This window comes from Massilia sp. 01N410 (assembly GCF_056399665.1).
The window spans coordinates 331,188-348,034 of record NZ_JBFTRV010000001.1; the positions used below are offsets into that span (position 1 = coordinate 331,188).

14 protein-coding genes and 1 pseudogene are annotated in these 16,847 nt (G+C 57.8%); 9 read left to right on the top strand and 6 right to left on the bottom strand.

The features are described 5' to 3' along the window. Positions 1–67: 67 nt before the first annotated feature. The 3 genes from AC1DOP_RS01505 to AC1DOP_RS01515 are packed head-to-tail and all read left to right on the top strand — an operon-like array spanning position 68 to position 3,436. Positions 68–727: a vWA domain-containing protein gene (locus AC1DOP_RS01505; protein ID WP_442124819.1), complete on the top strand. Its 660-nt coding sequence runs from the start codon at positions 68–70 to the stop codon at positions 725–727. Then, positions 712–1,482, top strand: a complete 771-nt coding sequence (locus AC1DOP_RS01510; RefSeq protein ID WP_477249371.1) for a PP2C family serine/threonine-protein phosphatase — start codon at positions 712–714, stop codon at positions 1,480–1,482. The genes AC1DOP_RS01505 and AC1DOP_RS01510 overlap by 16 nt, the downstream gene beginning before the upstream one ends. 10 nt (positions 1,483–1,492) lie before the next feature. Further along, positions 1,493–3,436, top strand: a complete 1,944-nt coding sequence (locus AC1DOP_RS01515; protein ID WP_477249372.1) for a helix-hairpin-helix domain-containing protein — start codon at positions 1,493–1,495, stop codon at positions 3,434–3,436. Between the two features lie 126 nt (positions 3,437–3,562). Here the strand turns inward: AC1DOP_RS01515 and AC1DOP_RS01520 are convergent, their stop codons facing one another. From AC1DOP_RS01520 to AC1DOP_RS01540, 5 genes are read right to left on the bottom strand one after another with little or no spacing between them, the layout of a single operon-like run. After that, positions 3,563–4,072 carry a hypothetical protein gene (locus AC1DOP_RS01520; protein WP_477249374.1) on the bottom strand — a complete coding sequence of 170 codons (510 nt, stop codon included), beginning with the start codon at positions 4,070–4,072 and terminating at the stop codon, positions 3,563–3,565. After that, entirely contained in the window at positions 4,069–6,162 is a 2,094-nt protein-coding gene (locus AC1DOP_RS01525) for a hypothetical protein (protein WP_477249376.1), read from the bottom strand. Before AC1DOP_RS01525 ends, AC1DOP_RS01520 begins: the two co-directional genes overlap by 4 nt. Further along, positions 6,162–7,352, bottom strand: a complete 1,191-nt coding sequence (pncB, locus tag AC1DOP_RS01530; protein ID WP_477249378.1) for a nicotinate phosphoribosyltransferase — start codon at positions 7,350–7,352, stop codon at positions 6,162–6,164. The genes AC1DOP_RS01525 and pncB overlap by 1 nt, the downstream gene beginning before the upstream one ends. A 24-nt stretch (positions 7,353–7,376) precedes the next feature. Next, positions 7,377–9,347: a hypothetical protein gene (locus AC1DOP_RS01535; protein WP_477249380.1), complete on the bottom strand. Its 1,971-nt coding sequence runs from the start codon at positions 9,345–9,347 to the stop codon at positions 7,377–7,379. Positions 9,348–9,366: 19 nt separating this feature from the next. Next, entirely contained in the window at positions 9,367–10,644 is a 1,278-nt protein-coding gene (locus tag AC1DOP_RS01540; protein ID WP_477249382.1) for a hypothetical protein, read from the bottom strand. 124 nt (positions 10,645–10,768) lie between these two features. Here AC1DOP_RS01540 and AC1DOP_RS01545 point away from each other — a divergent pair. The 5 genes and pseudogenes from AC1DOP_RS01545 to AC1DOP_RS01565 all read left to right on the top strand — a co-directional run. After that, positions 10,769–11,128, top strand: a pseudogene (locus tag AC1DOP_RS01545) (nicotinate phosphoribosyltransferase); the annotation flags it as partial. Between the two features lie 17 nt (positions 11,129–11,145). Continuing rightward, a complete protein-coding gene (locus AC1DOP_RS01550; RefSeq protein WP_477249384.1) occupies positions 11,146–11,892 on the top strand; it encodes an SDR family NAD(P)-dependent oxidoreductase in 747 nt (248 codons plus the stop codon). Positions 11,893–11,984: 92 nt separating this feature from the next. Then, on the top strand, positions 11,985–13,373 hold the full coding sequence (locus tag AC1DOP_RS01555) for an FAD-binding oxidoreductase (RefSeq protein ID WP_441934115.1): 1,389 nt from the start codon (positions 11,985–11,987) through the stop codon (positions 13,371–13,373). 67 nt (positions 13,374–13,440) lie between these two features. Further along, positions 13,441–14,202 carry a helix-turn-helix transcriptional regulator gene (locus tag AC1DOP_RS01560; RefSeq protein ID WP_477249385.1) on the top strand — a complete coding sequence of 254 codons (762 nt, stop codon included), beginning with the start codon at positions 13,441–13,443 and terminating at the stop codon, positions 14,200–14,202. A gap of 66 nt (positions 14,203–14,268) precedes the next feature. After that, a complete protein-coding gene (locus AC1DOP_RS01565; protein WP_441934119.1) occupies positions 14,269–15,231 on the top strand; it encodes a DMT family transporter in 963 nt (320 codons plus the stop codon). On the opposite strand, the gene AC1DOP_RS01570 is transcribed toward AC1DOP_RS01565, so the two are convergent. Continuing rightward, on the bottom strand, positions 15,228–16,121 hold the full coding sequence (locus tag AC1DOP_RS01570; protein WP_441934121.1) for a LysR family transcriptional regulator: 894 nt from the start codon (positions 16,119–16,121) through the stop codon (positions 15,228–15,230). The genes AC1DOP_RS01565 and AC1DOP_RS01570 overlap by 4 nt on opposite strands. A 112-nt stretch (positions 16,122–16,233) precedes the next feature. Between AC1DOP_RS01570 and AC1DOP_RS01575 the strand changes: the two genes are divergently transcribed. Continuing rightward, entirely contained in the window at positions 16,234–16,842 is a 609-nt protein-coding gene (locus tag AC1DOP_RS01575; RefSeq protein WP_477249387.1) for a glutathione S-transferase family protein, read from the top strand. Positions 16,843–16,847 lie beyond the last annotated feature (5 nt).

Genomic DNA, 16,847 nt, shown 5'->3' on the forward strand with positions numbered 1-16,847 from the left:
TTGCATTCTGCGCACTGCAATGTTGATATAATAAAGGTATTGCAGAAAATCAACTATAGGGAATGTCATGTCAGACCAGATTTCGTTTGGTGCCGCCGAATTCGCCAGCAATCCTGAACCGCGCTGCCCTTGTATCCTTTTACTCGACGTCTCCGGCTCGATGTCAGGCCAACCGATTGCTGAGCTCAATGCCGGTTTGTCGGTTTTTAAAGACGAACTGGCGGCTGACTCTCTCGCGATGAAACGCGTAGAAGTGGCGCTCGTGACATTCGGTCCAGTTCGCGTCGAGGCACCATTCCAGTCTGCTGAATCGTTCTATCCGCCAACACTGTCGTCCCAAGGTGATACTCCAATGGGCGAAGCAATCCGCCAGGCGATTCAGCTGGTCGACAACAGAAAGCAAGAGTATCGAGCCAACGGCATCTCGTACTACCGCCCTTGGATTTTCCTTATCACTGACGGTGGGCCGACTGACGAATGGAAGTCTGCTGCCGCAGCAGTTCGTGAGGGTGAGGCGGCGAAGAAGTTCGCTTTCTTCGCTGTAGGGGTAAAAGGCGCCAACATGGATGTCCTTTCGCAGATTAGTACTCGCACTCCGATGTCCCTCGAAGGCCTGAAGTTCCGCGAACTGTTCACCTGGTTGTCCAGCTCTCTGCAGCGCGTGTCGCAATCGACCCCAGGTACTGAGGTCAAGCTGGATGCACCGACGGGATGGGCCTCAGTGTGACTTGGCGCGTCGTTACCGGTTCTGCAGCTGGCACATCGCACATCGCTACTGGACTCGACTGTCAGGATAGCTGCTGGGCTCAAGTGGACACACCGGCAGGTAAGACTGCAGTCTTGTCTATCTTCGTTGCTGACGGCGCCGGTAGTGCACAGCACGGCGGGGAGGGGGCGGAGCTTGCTATCAAAGCAGCGGCGGAATTCATGCAGAAAAAGGTGGCGTTGCCCGAGTTCGGGTTAGGCGACGATTTTGCGGTCGACTGTGTCCTGGCCATCCGAGCCGCGTTGTTTTCTGCGGCCGAGAAGGCAAAAGTCCGGGCGCGAGAGTTCGCTTGTACGTTTCTTGGAATAGTCTCGACAAACCTCGGCACACTGGTCATGCAAATCGGCGATGGAGGCATCGTTGTCGACGTCGGAAACGGTCTCGAAGTTCCAATCGTGCCAATGTCCGGCGAATACGCCAACATGACTCACTTCATCACCGATGAAGATGCGGTCGACCGCTTGGAATCGCACGCCTTTAGTAAGCCGGTTCTGAAAGCGGCGGCGTTCTCCGACGGTGTTCAGCGCCTCGCGCTCCAGATGGATACGAACACTGCTCACGAGCCGTTCTTCGCTCCGTTCTTCAAGGTTCTCTCTACTGCTACTGTCGAGCAAGAGGACCAGCTCCAGGAGGCCCTTATGCGATTTCTAAATAGCGAGGCGGTGAACGAGCGGACCGACGACGATAAAACTCTCGCACTCGCAGTCCTCATCTAGACGAATCATTATGACGAAACGCTTCGTCACGGCTTCAGGCGCCGAAGTCCATTTAGGCCGCGAGTTAGGGAAGGGCGGGGAAGGCTCTGTCTTCGACATTCCTTCGTTACCGAATCAGGTCGCCAAGCTCTATCACCAAAGCGTAGACAAACTGAAGCAGGACAAGCTTCGGTTCATGGCTACCCACGGTGACCAAGCGCTGCTCCAGTACGCAGCCTGGCCACAGGGCACGCTTCATCCATCAGTGAGTGGGCCCGTCGCTGGGTTCTTGATGCCCAAAGTTACTGGGCGTGACCCCATTCATATGCTGTACAGCCCAGCACATCGCCGGCAGAACCGGCCGAACGCCGCTTGGGACTTTCTCCTCTACGTAGCACGCAATACCGCAGCAGCTTTTGAAACACTGCACGCGCACGGCCACGTGTTAGGCGACGTTAATCAAGGTAACGTCATGGTCGGGGCGGATAGCAAGGTCATACTGATTGACTGCGACTCCTACCAGATTAATGCAAGTGGAACGCTCCACCTATGCGAAGTCGGCGTCTCTCACTTTACGCCTCCTGAACTTCAAGGGCTTTCGTCGTTTCGCGGAGTGAAGAGGTCGGCCAACCACGACAATTTTGGCCTAGCCCTCCTAATTTTCCATCTGCTGTTCGGCGGTCGTCACCCGTTCTCGGGAGTGCCGCAGAAAAACGAAGCTGGCGAAGCCCTGGAGTCAGACATCAAAGCGTTCCGCTACGCATACGCCCGTGACTCCAAGTTGCGTGGAATGCTGCCGCCGCCGAGGTCGATTCCCGTGACGCTTGTGCCGGACTCCATGCAAGCGATGTTCGAGCAAGCGTTTACCGAACGAGGTTCGTCAGGTCTACGTCCGACAGCTCAACAATGGGTTGCCGCCATAGATGCGCTAAGAAAGCGCTTGAAGAAGTGTTCGGCGGCTTCGATTCATGTCTACCCTGACCACCTCACGCACTGCCCGTGGTGTGCGTTGGAACAGCAGGGCATTGTCTACTTCGTCGACCTTGGTACGACAATCACTGCAACCGCCAGCGGGTTCGTCCTGACGAAAGTGTGGGCATTAATCGAGGCGGTCGCACCGCCGCCACCGGTCAGTATGCCCAACGTTGCAAGCATCAATGTCACCGCTACGCCGCTACCTACAGGCCTCAAACGCAACGGCCACGCTGGACTATTGAAAGCGCTTGTCGTTATCGTAGCGTTGTGTCTTACTGCAGCCGTCCCAGCAGCCTGGATTATTTGGGGTGGAGCTGCCTATTTCGCCTGGAGCGCGGTTGGGGGCTCTGACTCCCCCGAACTAGCCGCAGAGAAGCACAAGCGTATGAACAAGCTGATTAGCGCTGAGCGAACTTACCAAGCGCTCGCTGACAGGGTTCGCAAAGAAGCCGGACCAGAAGGCTTCAATCATCGTAAAAAGCAGCTGGGAGACCTGCGGAACGATTACGTTGGGCTTGCCGCCAAGGAGAAGGTGGAACTTGACAAACTACACCAGACAGCCGAGCAGCGGCAACGAGACAAGTTTCTAGACCGCTATTTCATTGACTCTGCTTCAATTCACGGTGTTGGGCCGGCGAAGAAGGCTGCTCTGCGTTCGTTCGGCATTGAAACTGCGGCCGATGTCCATTGGAACAAAGTTCGCGCCGTGAAGGGGTTCGGGGATGTGCTTACGCGGGCAGTTGTCGATTGGAGAAAGGCTTGTGAGCGCAAATTTGTCTTCAATCCCGCGCAAGCAGTTACAGAAGCTGACCGCAATGCAGTTCGTGGCAAGCTCCTGATGCAAAGGAAGTCTATCGAAGCAAGTCTCCTTACAGGGGCTATGGAGCTTCAACGTATGAGCACGGAAGCAAACGGAAGAACCGCGGCGCTACGAAGCCAGCTTCAAGCCGCTGCTCAAGAGTTTGCGCAAGCCAAAGCTGACTTAACACTCCTGAGCTGAGTCTCCTAGGTGCACTAGGTTTTCCCCTAATGCGAGCCAACCACGCGAATATTTGGTCGCAGTAATCCTGCGGTTTTGGTACCGCCCTAGTTAGCATCCGGGGAAGGACAGACAAGAGCCTCTAGCTCAAGAGTCATCGGGTTTCTTGCGCTTAGGGCGTATGGAGGTCACATTCGATTCTTTTTTCGCCAACTGTTCTCGTAGAGCTGCATTTTCAGCAGTTAGCTCAGCAATACGTGTCTGCGCCATTTCAAGTCTGAGCATGTCAATTTGATACGACGTCGTTACCTTTCGATGTTCCTCTTTCCAGTTATCAGCTCGTTCGGTGACCGCCCTCCTTACGTTTTTCTTTCCTGTAATCAGAACAGAATTTATTTCTTTGACCCACGTGTCCAGCGCAACTTTTGTGGTGGTCTTATGGGCTTTGCCCTGAAGTAGCGTATTTTTTATGCCAGCACGACGACATACTTCCGCCTGGCTAACTGTGCCGCCGTTGAACGGATATATGTTGTCGTTGCGCTGGATGTCGAGTTCTATTGCCTTCATGGCACCGGTAACTTTGCTTACGGTAGCTGAAAACCTCTCATCCGAATTTTTTTTCAGCCAAGGTGCCTCTCGCTTTTTACTCTCGGTCATTGAACCTCCGTCTCATAACGACGCCTTAACAGGTGTTCAACAACCGGATGTGTTTCCCATTTGGCTTTCAGGTCCTTGAACCGGCCGATGTTAGTCAATATCTGACCGCGCCACATTTCCGCCTTTGCGTCGTCATCTTCGGCAACTGCTTCGCGTAGCTGTTTAACAGCAAACGCGATGGAGGCATCGACGTCGCTTCTCAACGCTGGAAGTTCAAGGCGATGGTCGCACTCCGGTCTACAACGCGAGGGCTCAGGCATTGCTGACGTAGGCGTACATGCGCCAGAAACCTGTGGCCCCTTCGTGCAGATAACTCCGGGCCTAACTATTTGCCAAGAGCGCCCATTTATCGTCAGGGTTTCCGCCATTTCCTGCAAGCTTTCGACACCAAAATCGCTCCCCATTCGGAAGCGTTGTTCCTTGACCGCTTCCTGCAGGGTTTTGGCAGCTGGCCCTCCGCATTCATCGGCATCGGTAATTGCGGTCTTCGCAAGCATGATGGTTTGCGCTCGAGCCACCTCAAGCATCTCAGCTCTAATTGTCGGGTCAGCAAGAATGTAATGGAGCGTCATACCAATCTGCTTGTGTCCAAACAGGTCCATCAGAATCTTTGGTGCGCCTACGATTGCCAACGCAATAAGCCGAGCAGTGGTTTTCCGAAATCGATGCGCGTGAAGATTGCCTTTTCCTAACTCTTCAGTTAAACCAAAGACTTTGACAATATTGCGTAGATACTGATTGTATTCGCCGTCGATGCGTTCGCCACCGCCGCCCTCACGTGTCCAGATTCCCTCAGTAACATTTGCTTCTTCGCCCGAAACCACGTCGAAGTCAACACTTTCATCGCCGGCTTCGTCATCTTCAAGACTGTCAGAGTCGGGAAGTACTAACTCAGCAAGTTCTTCTTGTTGCTTAAGAGCTTGGACTGCAAGAGCGGGCAAGGGCCAGTCGCGCTTCTGCCCGTCTACAAAAACGGACAATTTATAGGTGCGCCCGTTTGCTAAGGATATGCCGTCCGGGCTCTCAGTGATTGAGCCAGGCGGTAGAGAGAGCATCTCGCTAATGCGACCGCCAGTGCTTAAAAGAGCAACGAACAGATGCGCGCTCTGCAGGATTCTTAGCAACATTCGGACCTGAGCCATCGTTCGAGGAGGCCAAGTGAATTCACCGCCCTTACCAATACCCTTGAAGTGCATAGGGAAAGGCAGGCTACCAATCGGATTTCCGTCCGGGTCTACCCAACGAAAATTCTTTAAAAACTTCTTCGAGAGATTGGAACGTTGCGTACTCTGATTTTTGCGTACACCCACGGAGAGTAGATTGGCTTTACGAATCTCGTGAATTTCGCGCCCGCACTTTAAGAGTGATGGACCTAATTTTTCGACCACCCATGCCACCCGATACCCGGCTTCAGCAACGAACTTGTCGCTCATCGGCATGTATGGGTTTGTCTTCGGAGGCGGAATTGGTGTGACCTTGTCGCCTGCTGGAGAAGTTGGGAGACATGCTCGCAAAGAGTCGCTTACACAATCGTCCCATAGATTGCGCTCTGCGAAACGAGCTAGGCGCTCTAACTCAATGCGTTTTCGCTTCTCCTTGTCTGTATTGCCCTGAGGGAGCTTCAGTAACCTCGCTAGCAGCTTGCCGTCCTCTCTTGCAGGAAGCTGCGTAGATTCCGCGGCAATTTTAATCAGTGTTTTTGCGTTCTTACAGATTGACGTAGGTTTAAGATACTGAGCGTACCGAGGGTTAAAGACAGGAGTCGCAACGGTGAGAAGCGTTGCAGCCACTACCGTTCGAATTGCCAACTCTTCGTCTCTAGGATTCACCGACAAACGTCGTAGACGTTTTTGTATGTCAATAGTGCGTGAAGACTCGGTTGAGCCAGTACCTGGAGCGAGCCAATCCTTCGGAAAGACTAGTACCCCCCAAGTGTCACCAAGACCGAGAAGTGTCTGCAAATTCAAAAGCTCTTCGCTAGACATCTTGTGAATAGATGCTACGCCGATGTTTCTGAAAACACGCGCACGTATCTCTTCAAACTCGTTATGTGGGGCCGGGGATGTTGCCTTTTTATCTACAGTTTTCATTATTTTAAAGGCTTATTAAAGACCTGACTGAGATAATTTAAGAATGCCTGGTCGACATTAAGCATTTTACCTGGCGAATCCGAGATTTTAGCTACCGCCTGCCCATTGCACGATACAAGCTTCATTACGATGTTCAGTGCCGGAACGCCGGTATCATTTGTGAGATTGGTTCCAATGCCAAATGCAGGCCGAGTGCGGTCAGCGAAATGCTTGTGTAAGGTGATTGCACGCTCGAAGTTAAGACTGTCTGAGAATGTAATGCGCTTTGTGTTAGGGTCAATTCGCAACTTTTTATAATGTGCAAGAATCTTCTCGCCTACTTCGATTGGGTCACCACTGTCTACCCTTAAGCCATCGTATAGCAAACCGAAGTACCGGTCGAAGTCATTTAAGAATGCGTCAATCCCTACAACATCAGTCAGCGCGGTACCTAACTCGCCGCGGAACTCGTGCACCCATCCTTCCAGTGCGGCGCGTTGAAAGTCCCTTAGGCGAACCCCGAATGCCTGGTACGATTGGAGATATTCGTGAGCCATTGTGCCGATAGGCGTAAGGCCCAGATTTTTTGCGATATATACGTTTGACGTTCCTTTAAAGCTCGAAGGGAATTCACGGGCCAGGGTCGCAACAACTTCATCCTGAAGTTCGGCAGAAAATCGGCGCCGCACCCCAAAATCAGAAAAAGCGAACGGATGCTTTGTTTTGAGCGCTTCGAGTTTTTGATGCAAAAATTGGATTTTAGTATCGAGGCGCGACCGTGCCTCGGCAAGGCACTGTTCTTTGTCGAACCGGCGATAATAAAGTTCACTAACTATATAGAGCGTAAAAATTTCAAAACCCATTACGTGAACTTGAGGTCCACAAGCTTCAATTGAAAGCTGGCCGTCGACAACCTTCACCTCGATGAACTTCCTTTGGAACTTGAAAATCGCCAGGTAGTCAATAAAGTCGCTCTTTAAGAAACGTAGGCCGCGGAGATACGCCAGTTCATCTTCGTTAAAGCGCAGAGTACATAAATGGTCTAGCTCCCGGCTGACTTCTTCTGCCAGCGTGGCAAGCGGATATGTAGGCGTTGAACGACACACGAACGAGTATTTCGCTTGTGCTCCTGGATGGCTGTGCAGCAAAGCTTGCCACATTGTAAACTTATATAAGTCAGTTTCCAGCAGGCTGCGTACAATCGGATTCATGCTGTCCTTTCATTATCGTTTTATTTAGTACGAGCCTTCAAAGCTCAATGGTATGTACCGACCAGATTCGATTTCTTCTTCCCAGAAGCGCTTTCGCTCCTCGACCATAGCAGAGTCGTATTGACTTAGCGCAAGCTCGATGTTTTCGACCTCGATGGGGAAGGACGACTGCATCCACGCCAGCAAGGGAATCGTGCGCTGTATGTGTGCAAGTTCCATTAGTCGGCGACACAGGTGGTCACTGCTTTCATCGAATAGGATAGCGTGGTGACACAAGGTGCAGCGCTGCACACGACAGCCATCTCCTTCCTTGTGTTCAGGAGAGAGGTACTTAGGAGGGTTGAAGAAGTCTTTGCAACCAGTACCGACGTGAGTTCGCCGGGTCCAGCGTGCCCTTTCCTCCTCGGTGATTTCGCCACGTTGCACCCTGGCATGCAATATTGCGGGGTCCACACTTCGGTGAACCTTGATTTCGCTCCACAGGGCTTCGTTCCAAGCGTGAACCTTTGCTTCGCCATGTGCCTTAAAGTGTCGCTTACGAAGATAGGTTCGCAAACTTTCCAGACTTTTGTGCCCGGCGGCAAGCTTGGCGACTAGCCAAGAGTACCCGCTAGTCTCATAAGCGAACGATATGTAGGCATCCCTAAAATCGCCAACCGACATTTCGATATCGATTTGGTCGCCCATAGGACGGTTACGATTGATTTTTTCAATAATCAATCGGAGGCCTGAGCCTTTAGCTCCCTCCGCATTTATGATTAAGTGGTCGTCATCACTCAAGCGGCCAATTGCACCAGCTTTACTAGAGAAAAGCCATGGTGTTTTCACCATCAATCGTAGTCGGCGAACGCGCTCGAGAGTATTCTCGTCTCCATTTGTATCCAAATCCCGCTCAAGCTCGGTCAGCTGTGAACGCAAATGTTTGCGCAGAGGAGCAGTGCGCGTGATTAACATTTGTAGAATAGCTCCGGGCGAAAACTGAGATTTGTTCAGGCCAATTGCAATCTGCTCGGTCATCCCTCGTTTTTTAATCGAGTGAACGATGTGATGCTCGCTTGATGTCGGGTGAGTCATTATGCAGTTGTCGACATCAAGTTCAAGTGCCGTAGTTGCGTTCCAGCCGGTACGTAGCAGAAAAAGAAAAAGCATATATTGAACATCCACCCTGCGAGGATATAAACCCTCAATAGCTCGAGTCATATGCTGTACAGCTGACGCAGCGGAGCGTTTCAATAAACTCTGTAGTTGCGCTTTGCCAGGGCTGGGGTCTTGCAGGCGTACAATTGCACCCCGGTAGGTTGCATGTGTTTCGGAATCGCTCCAATAACCATGAATTTTACTATGTCGGCCGCTGAGTCCTCCAGACCAATCTTGCCCGCAGGTTGCTAACCGGTCGGCTACATCCCACCGCTCTATCACAAGCTTAACGTGCTGTTTGAGCTCGTGATAAATTAACTTCACGTGCGGAAAGTGAGGTAACGGTCCAGCTGGCAATTCGTCATCCTGGCGCGGCCAGTAAAGGATAGGCAAACCACTCTCTGTCCGAACTGCGTTAATCAATCGAAGGAAATCTGTGCGGTAATTCCCACCTAATGCTTTCACACGCGATTGTTTATATCCGATGAAGTCATCAATGTCGTGAAACGTGATTATCTGCTGCTCATCATTTATCTCATCAAAAAACATCCACCATCGCCGTAACATCGCCTCGACGTTTTTCAAGGTCTTTCCCGGCTTATCGCCGAACTTCGATTGTATATGTGGTGCTAACTGAGCGATAAGAATTGGGCGCCCCGTAAATCTATTTTGTATCAGCGGGTAAGCATTTGAATTGAACGTTCCCTCTGCAAACTGACGCAACGAAAGTACGGTTGCTCCACTTGCGTGGTCGGCTCGTATCTCCAGTGCATCGCGTCTTAAGGACGTTTTAGCTGTTGGAAAGTCGACGACGTTGGTAGCGAAGCCTTTGACCTTTTTGCGGGAGGGTTGTGCCATATAAATAGTTAGATTAATGTCAGGATTCTAAGGCCTGTTCAAATCGCTCGCCGATGTCAGCGCTCCGATATTGTTGAATAGCCCAAGCAATGTATCGGTCGGTGGTCTCTTCATCAATGTGACCTAGCTGTGGCTGTACTCTAATTTTGATTATGTCTTGCACGTTTCCACTAATCCAATCAATCGGAATTTCGGATTTCTTAAGTTTTTTTAAGGCCGAAAACTTCCTGTCAAGTTCATTCATTAATTCGTTGCAAGCCCAATAGTGACGACCTGGATGGGGGGACCAGCCTTTGAATGGTAGTCGACTTACACACGTCCAAGCTTCATAAAATGTTTGAGCCGATACCGGTTGCCCAGTGAAGTCAGAAAGAAATAGTTGCGAAAATGGCTTTTCCATCCTTTTACTGCGTTCTTGCGGATTTTTGGCACTCTTGACATAAGTCGCGAAAAATTTAAGTCTTTTTGTTTCCCGGTAGAGGTGTAGTTTTTCTGCGAGCTCAAGTGGTAAAAATACGATTCGCGGTGGCCCCACGAGGTCACCGCGTTCATTAAGGTATTGTGGCCCTTTTGCCCCATACTCGACCTTAACAGCTACCTCACTGCCGGTAATTTTCCAATCACACTTTTGCTCAGGAAGAGTATGAATTTGCCATTGGATAGCTTCTTCGCGACGAATGCCAGATTTAATGACTGTTTCTGCCATTAAGTGCTTGGTAATGCCTTTCTCGATGCGGATGCTCTCAAGCCATAATGCTATTTCCTGCTTTGAAGGCATTCGCAATGACTTTGGGTCTGGTCGTACGCGACCAGCCCGAACATCTTTTTCTAGGGTCCTGTGTCCATGTGATAGTTGTGAATTCTTGTGTTTGTTTTTGACTTTAACAGTCGGTACAGCGAATTTTTCGCGAAGACCCCGTCCGTAAGCCCACTCAAGGAAGTTGCAGGCTTCTTCAACTCGCAAGTTTATTGTGGAAGAAGCTAGTCCGCGGAAGCCGACGGAAAATGTGCCGCCTGAAAGCTCTTTCTGATAGCCTTCAAGAATGTGTTTGTTGTATTCGACGTTCCTCCAGTTGAGGTTCCTTAATTCACACCACTCGAGAAAATTGCAAAGCGACTCTCCAAAAGACTGAGTGCTACCCGGCCTCAACACCTGAACCGACAAGCGGGCGTTTCTTGGCAGGAAGTCACGTACAGCGCGTGCTATAAGGTACTGTGAGGGAGCATCTTGATAGGCCCACCTGGCGTCGAACACAGCAGGAACTTCGGCGACCTTACCGAACCCTGCTGCGACCATTTGACCCTTGTCCGGCCAGAATAGGTAGAATGACACGATATGTATGTGATGAGTTACCCTAATGTCTCAGGATACCCCATGGAAAGGTGGGTGTAAAGTGACGATATGTAGAATAGGGGTTACCCTAATCGACGGCCTGCGCCACGACTCGGGCGATCCGGTCGAATGGGGCGAGAAGGCGCTGGCCCATTACACCAAGCTGCGCATCGACGCCCGCACCAAGCGCCTGGTGTTCTCGGACGCGCTGTCGGTGCCGAAAGCCTTGAACCTCTACCGCCATTTCGCCGACCGCGTGCAGCTCGGCTTCGGCATCGGCACCAAGCTCACCAACGATACGCAATTCGAGCCGCTGAACATCGTCATGAAGCTCACGCGCTGCAATGGCCAGCCGGTGGCCAAGCTGTCCGACAGCCCGGGCAAGGGCATGGGCACGGATGAGACTTTCATTGCTTATCTGCGCCAGGTGTTCGATCAGCGTATTTGAACGACAAGGAGGTCGCCATGAAGCTCGATGAGTGCAGTGCCATCGTCACCGGCGCCGCGGGTGGCATCGGCTACGCCACCGCGCGCCAGCTGCTGAGGGAGGGCGCCAGCGTGCTGCTGGCCGACCTCGACCAGAAGCGGCTGGACGATGCGGCGGGCCGGCTGGCCACCGACACCGGGGCCGATCCCAAGCGCATCGCCACCATCGTCTGCGACGTCTCGCGCGAGGACCAGGTGGCGGCCGCGGCCGACGCCGCCATCGCCGGTTTCGGCCGCTGGGACATCCTGGTGAACAATGCCGGCCTGATGAGCTTCAAGCCGATCGAGGAACAGACCGTCGAGGACTGGCAGCGCATCCTCGGCGTCGACCTGCTGGGCGCCTTCCTCTTCATCAAGCAGGCCTTCCTCAAGATGAAGGCGGGCGGCACGGTGGTGAACGTCTCCAGCGTGCATGCGATCAGGACCGAGCCCCTGGTCGCGCCTTACGCGGCGGCCAAGACGGCGCTGCTGTCGCTGACCCGCTCGGCCGCGCTGGAGGGCAAGCCCAAGGGCATCCGTGTGAACGCCGTGCTGCCGGGTGCGGTCGATACGCCGATGCTGTGGGATAACCCGAACGTGCGCTCCGGCGCCGAGACCATCAACAAGGCCGACATCGGCTCGCCGGACGACATCGCCGCCGCCATCGCCTTCCTGGCCGGGCCCGCTGCCGCCTTCATCTGCGGCGACGCCATCCGCGTCGACGGCGGGCGCCTGGTGCGGCTCTGATGCCTCGACCACTTCTCCGCTTGCACATCCCCCGATAGCACCTATGCTGCATGGATGGCGCCCTGTGGCGTCCTCTTTGGTGGAGGTGGAGCATGACCAATATGAAAAACGAAGTGGTCGATGCATTCAAGGCCACGCTGCGGGGGCCGGTGCTGCAGCCGGGCAACCCCGGCTACGACGACGCGCGCGCGATCTGGAATGGCATGATCGACCGCCGTCCGGCCCTGGTCGCGCGCTGTTCCGGCACCGCCGACGTGGTGGCGGCGGTCGGCTTCGCGCGCGACAACGGTTTGCCGCTGGCGGTACGCGGCGGCGGGCACAATATCGCCGGCAGCGCGTTGTGCGATGACGGCCTGGTGATCGACCTGTCGGGCATGCGCGACGTCCACGTGGACCCGCGCTCGCGCCTGGCCTGGGTGAGCGGCGGTGCGCTGCTGTCCGACGTCGACCACGAAACCCAGTCCTGCGGGCTGGCGGTGCCGCTCGGCATCAATTCCACGACAGGCGCGGGCGGCCTGACCCTGGGCGGCGGCTTCGGCTGGCTCAGCCGCATGTACGGGCTGGCGGTCGACAGCCTGGTCGGCGCCGAGGTCGTCACCGCGGACGGCCGGCGGCACTGGGCCAGCGCCCAGGACGAGCCGGACCTGTTCTGGGCCATCCGCGGCGGCGGCGGCAATTTCGGCGTGGTGACGCTGTTCCAGTTCGCCCTGCACCCGGTCGGACCCGAGGTCACGGCCGGGCTGGTCGTGTTTTCGGCCGCGCAGGGGCGCGAGGTGATGCGCCGCTACCGCGACCTGGTCGACACCCTGCCGGACGAAATGAGCGTGTGGGCCGTGCTGCGCCAGGCGCCGCCCCTGCCTTTCCTGGCGCCCGAGGTGCACGGCAGCGACATCGTGGCGCTGGCGCTGTTCTCGCCGCAGCCCATGGATGCGGTGGCGCCGCTGGTGGAGCGGGTGCGCGCCTGCGGCCAGGCGGTGGGCGAGCACGTCGGCGCGATGCCCTACGAGGCGTGGCAGAAGACCTTCGACCCGCTGCTGGCCCCGGGCGCCCGCAATTACTGGAAATCGCACAACTTCACCCATCTGTCCGACGAGGCCATCGACGTCGTGCTGCGCTATGCCGCTTCGCTGCCGACGCCGCATTGCGAGATCTTCCTCGGCCTGATCGGCGGCAAGGCGAATACGCTTCCACCGGACGCCACCGCCTACCCGCACCGCAACGTGCAGTTCGCGATGAACGTCCACGGCCGCTGGACGGAGGCGGCGGACGACGGCAAGGTGATCTCCTGGGCGCGCGAATTCTTCGGCGCCGCCGCACCGTATGCCGCCGGCAGCGTCTACATCAACTTCCTGACCCAGGACGAAGGGGGGCGCATCCACGAGGCCTACGGCCCGAACTACGCGCGCCTGGTCGACATCAAGCGCCAGTACGACCCGGACAACCTGTTCCGCTTCAATCACAACATCCGTCCTGACGCATGACGCGCCGGACAGGATGTCCCCGGGGCGCCTCCAGCGGGCCCCGGGGTCCACATGCTACACTCGGCCGATGCCTTCTTCCGTCGACCTCCACCTGCGCAGTTACGGCCAGCCCAGCGCGCCCGACCGCCACGAATTCGCCCAACTGGTGCTGCCGCTGAAGGGCGAGCTGCTGCTCGAGGTCGAAGGACGGGAGGGCGTGCTGGATCCGCTGCGCGCCGGTTTCGTCGCCCCTGGCGCCTGGCATGCCCAGCACGGCAATGCTTCCAACCGCTCGATCATCGTCGACATCGGCACCGAAGCGCTTGACGCCGCTACCGCCGGGCGTCTGTTCGAGCGCCCCTTCGCGCCGCTCGGCGCGGCCTCGCGCAAGCTGGTCGAGTTCATGGCGCTGATGGCCGACGGCGGCGCCGTGGCGCCATCGGTGCTGCAGGGCTGGGTGCCGCTGCTGCTCGACACCCTGGTCCTCGACGCGCCGCGTCCGAGTTCGCGCCTGGCCGCGCTGCTGGCCCGCATCGAGGCCGAGCCGGGACTGGCGTGGAGCACCGGCTCGATGGCGAACTCGCTGGGCTGCAGCGTCAGCCGCCTGCACGCGCTGTTCCGCGAGGAGCACGACACCACGCCGCATGCCTGGCTGCTGGAACACCGCCTTGCCCGCGTGCGCGAATGGCTGGCGCGCACCGATGTGCCGATCGCCGAGCTGGCGTTACGGAGCGGCTTTTCGGAACAGAGCGCGCTGACGCGGGCGCTGCGCAAGGCCACCGGCATGACGCCGGCGGCCTACCGGCGCCGGCACCGGGAAGCCGGCCTGGAGAATACGTCAAAACAATAGCAGGGCCGGTCAAGACAATCCCGGGGTAGTCCGGAGATCATTCCGGACTCGGGAGGTTGGTAGAACATGCTTGTACGACATCACTGGCTCGGCATTGGCGCGAGCATCCTGGCCGGCGCCTTCTGGGGCCTGGTCTTTCTCACACCGGAACTGACGCGCGGCTTCCAGCCGATCCAGCTGTCGGCCGGCCGCTACCTGGCCTACGGCCTGGTCGCAGCAAGCCTGCTGGCGCCTTCGTGGCGGCGCGTGCGGCCACTGCTGGGCTGGCGCGAATGGAAAACCCTGGCCCTGCTCAGCCTTGCCGGCAACATCATCTATTACGTGTTCCTGGCGAATGCGGTGCTGCTGGGCGGTGTGGCGATGACTTCGCTCATCATCGGCCTGTTGCCGGTCACCGTGACCCTGGCCGGCCGGCGCGATGCCGATGCCGCGCCCCTGCTGCGCCTGCTGCCCTCGCTGGCGCTGGGCGTGGCGGGGCTGGTCTGCATCAGCTGGCAGTCGCTGTCGGCGCCCCAGCATGGCTCGCTGCAGGGATCCCTGCTCGGCCTGCTGTGCGCGGCAGGTTCGCTGGCCGCGTGGACCTGGTACGCGGTCGTCAACAGCCGTGAACTGACCCGCCTGAAGGGGATCTCGGCACAGGACTGGAGCCTGCTGGTCGGCGTCGTCACCGGCGCCCAGGCGGTGCTGCTGGCGGTGCCGGCCTTCATCCTGCATCCGGGCGTGCATGCGTCCTCGGCCTGGTGGAGCTTCGCCGGCATCGTCACCACGGTCGCGATCCTGTGCTCGGTGGTCGGCAACGCCCTGTGGAACCACGCCAGCCGCCTGCTGCCGCTGACCATGACCGGACAGATGATCGTCTTCGAGACCCTGTTCGCGCTGTTGTACGGCTTCTTGTGGGAGCAGCGCTGGCCGAGCGGACTGGAATGGCTGGCGATGGCGCTGCTGCTGGGCGGCGTGCTGTCCTGCGCGTCGGCGCACCGCAAGAAGGCGGCGCCGGAGGTCGAGCCTGAAACCGCACTGAGCGCCTAGCCCGGCGCGGAATCCTGGCGCAACTCCTTGACGGCGAAATCGACGAAGGCGCGCAGCCGCGCCGGCATGTGGCGGCTGCTCGGCAGCACCAGGTGGACCGGCAGCGGTTCCGGCTCGTAGTCCCGCAGCAGGCGCTGCAGGCTGCCGGCGCGCAGCAGGGGCTCGACCTGGTAGGACAGGGCGCGGGCGATGCCGAAGCCGTCGCAGGCGCTCGATAGCATGGCCTCGACGTCGTTCACGCGCAGGCGCGGGCTGTAGCGTACCACCTGCTCGTGGGCGCCCGAGCGGAAACGCCATTCGGCCACGCTGCGCACCGAGGTCGACATGATCAGTTCGTGCGTGGACAGGTCGGCGGGCGTCGCCGGCGTCCCGCGCCGCGCCAGGTAGGCGGGACTGGCCACCGTCACCCGGCGTACCTCGCCCAGGCGGCGCGCCACCAGGCTCAGGTTGGTCAAGGGGCCGATGCGCACGGCGGCGTCGATGCCTTCCTCGATCAGGTCGACGTTGCGGTCCGACAGCAGCAACTCGGCCTGCACGTCCGGATAGGCGGACAGGAAGCGCGTGACGACCGGCGCCACGTGGCGGCGCCCGAACACGTTCGGCGCGGCGATGCGCAGCAGTCCGCGCGGCGTCGAGGTTTCCTCGGCATCCAGCGCGGCCTCGTAATCGGCCAGCAGGCGGCGCGCCTGTTCGGCCAGGCGCAGTCCGGCCTCCGTGGGCGTCAGGCGGCGGGTGCTGCGCTCGAGAAGGCGGGCGCCGGCACGCGCTTCCAGGGCACCCAGCACGCGGGTCACGGCGGCCGGCGAGCGGCCCAGCTTGCGCGCGGCGGCCGCCATGCTCCCGGTGTCGAGGATGGCGACCAGCACCTCCAGCTCGTCGAATCGGTCCATTATTGCGAATGTCGAAATGGTGAATTGCGATTATGCTGGATTCTCGCAATAAGGCAATGGGCCTAGGATGGCATCTCCGATCACATGACGAGAAACGAGAAACGAGACCACCATGGAACAGCCAGCACGCATCCTCCACGGCACCCGCCTGTCCGGCCATACCCACCGGGTCATGCTCTTCCTGCACCTGCTCGACCTGCCCCATGAATTCGTCGACAGCCCGGCCGCGGTGCGCCAGTCGCCCGCATTCCGCGGCCTGAATCCGCTCGGCCAGATCCCGGTGCTGGAAGACGATGGCCTGGCGCTGGCCGACAGCAATGCCATCCTCGTCTACCTGGCCAGGCGCTACGCCCCCGGCAGCAACTGGCTGCCGGACGACCCGGTCGGCGCGGCGCGCGTGCAGCGCTGGCTGTCGCTGGCCGCCGGCGAGATCGCCTACGGCCCGGCCGCCGCCCGCATCAACGCGCGCTTCTTCGATACCGGCGTGCCGGCCGCGCTGGCGCAGCGCCTCGCCGCCCGGGTGCTCGGCCTGATGGAAGAGGAGCTGGGCGCGCGGGACTGGCTGGCCGGCGCCGCGCCGACCGTCGCCGACCTGGCCTGTTACGCCTACATCGCCCACGCGCCAGAAGGCGGCATCGCGCTGGATGCCTACCCGCAGGTGCGCGCCTGGATCGCCCGCGTGCAGGCCTTGCCCGGCTTCGTGCCGATGCCCGCGGACTGAGGTGG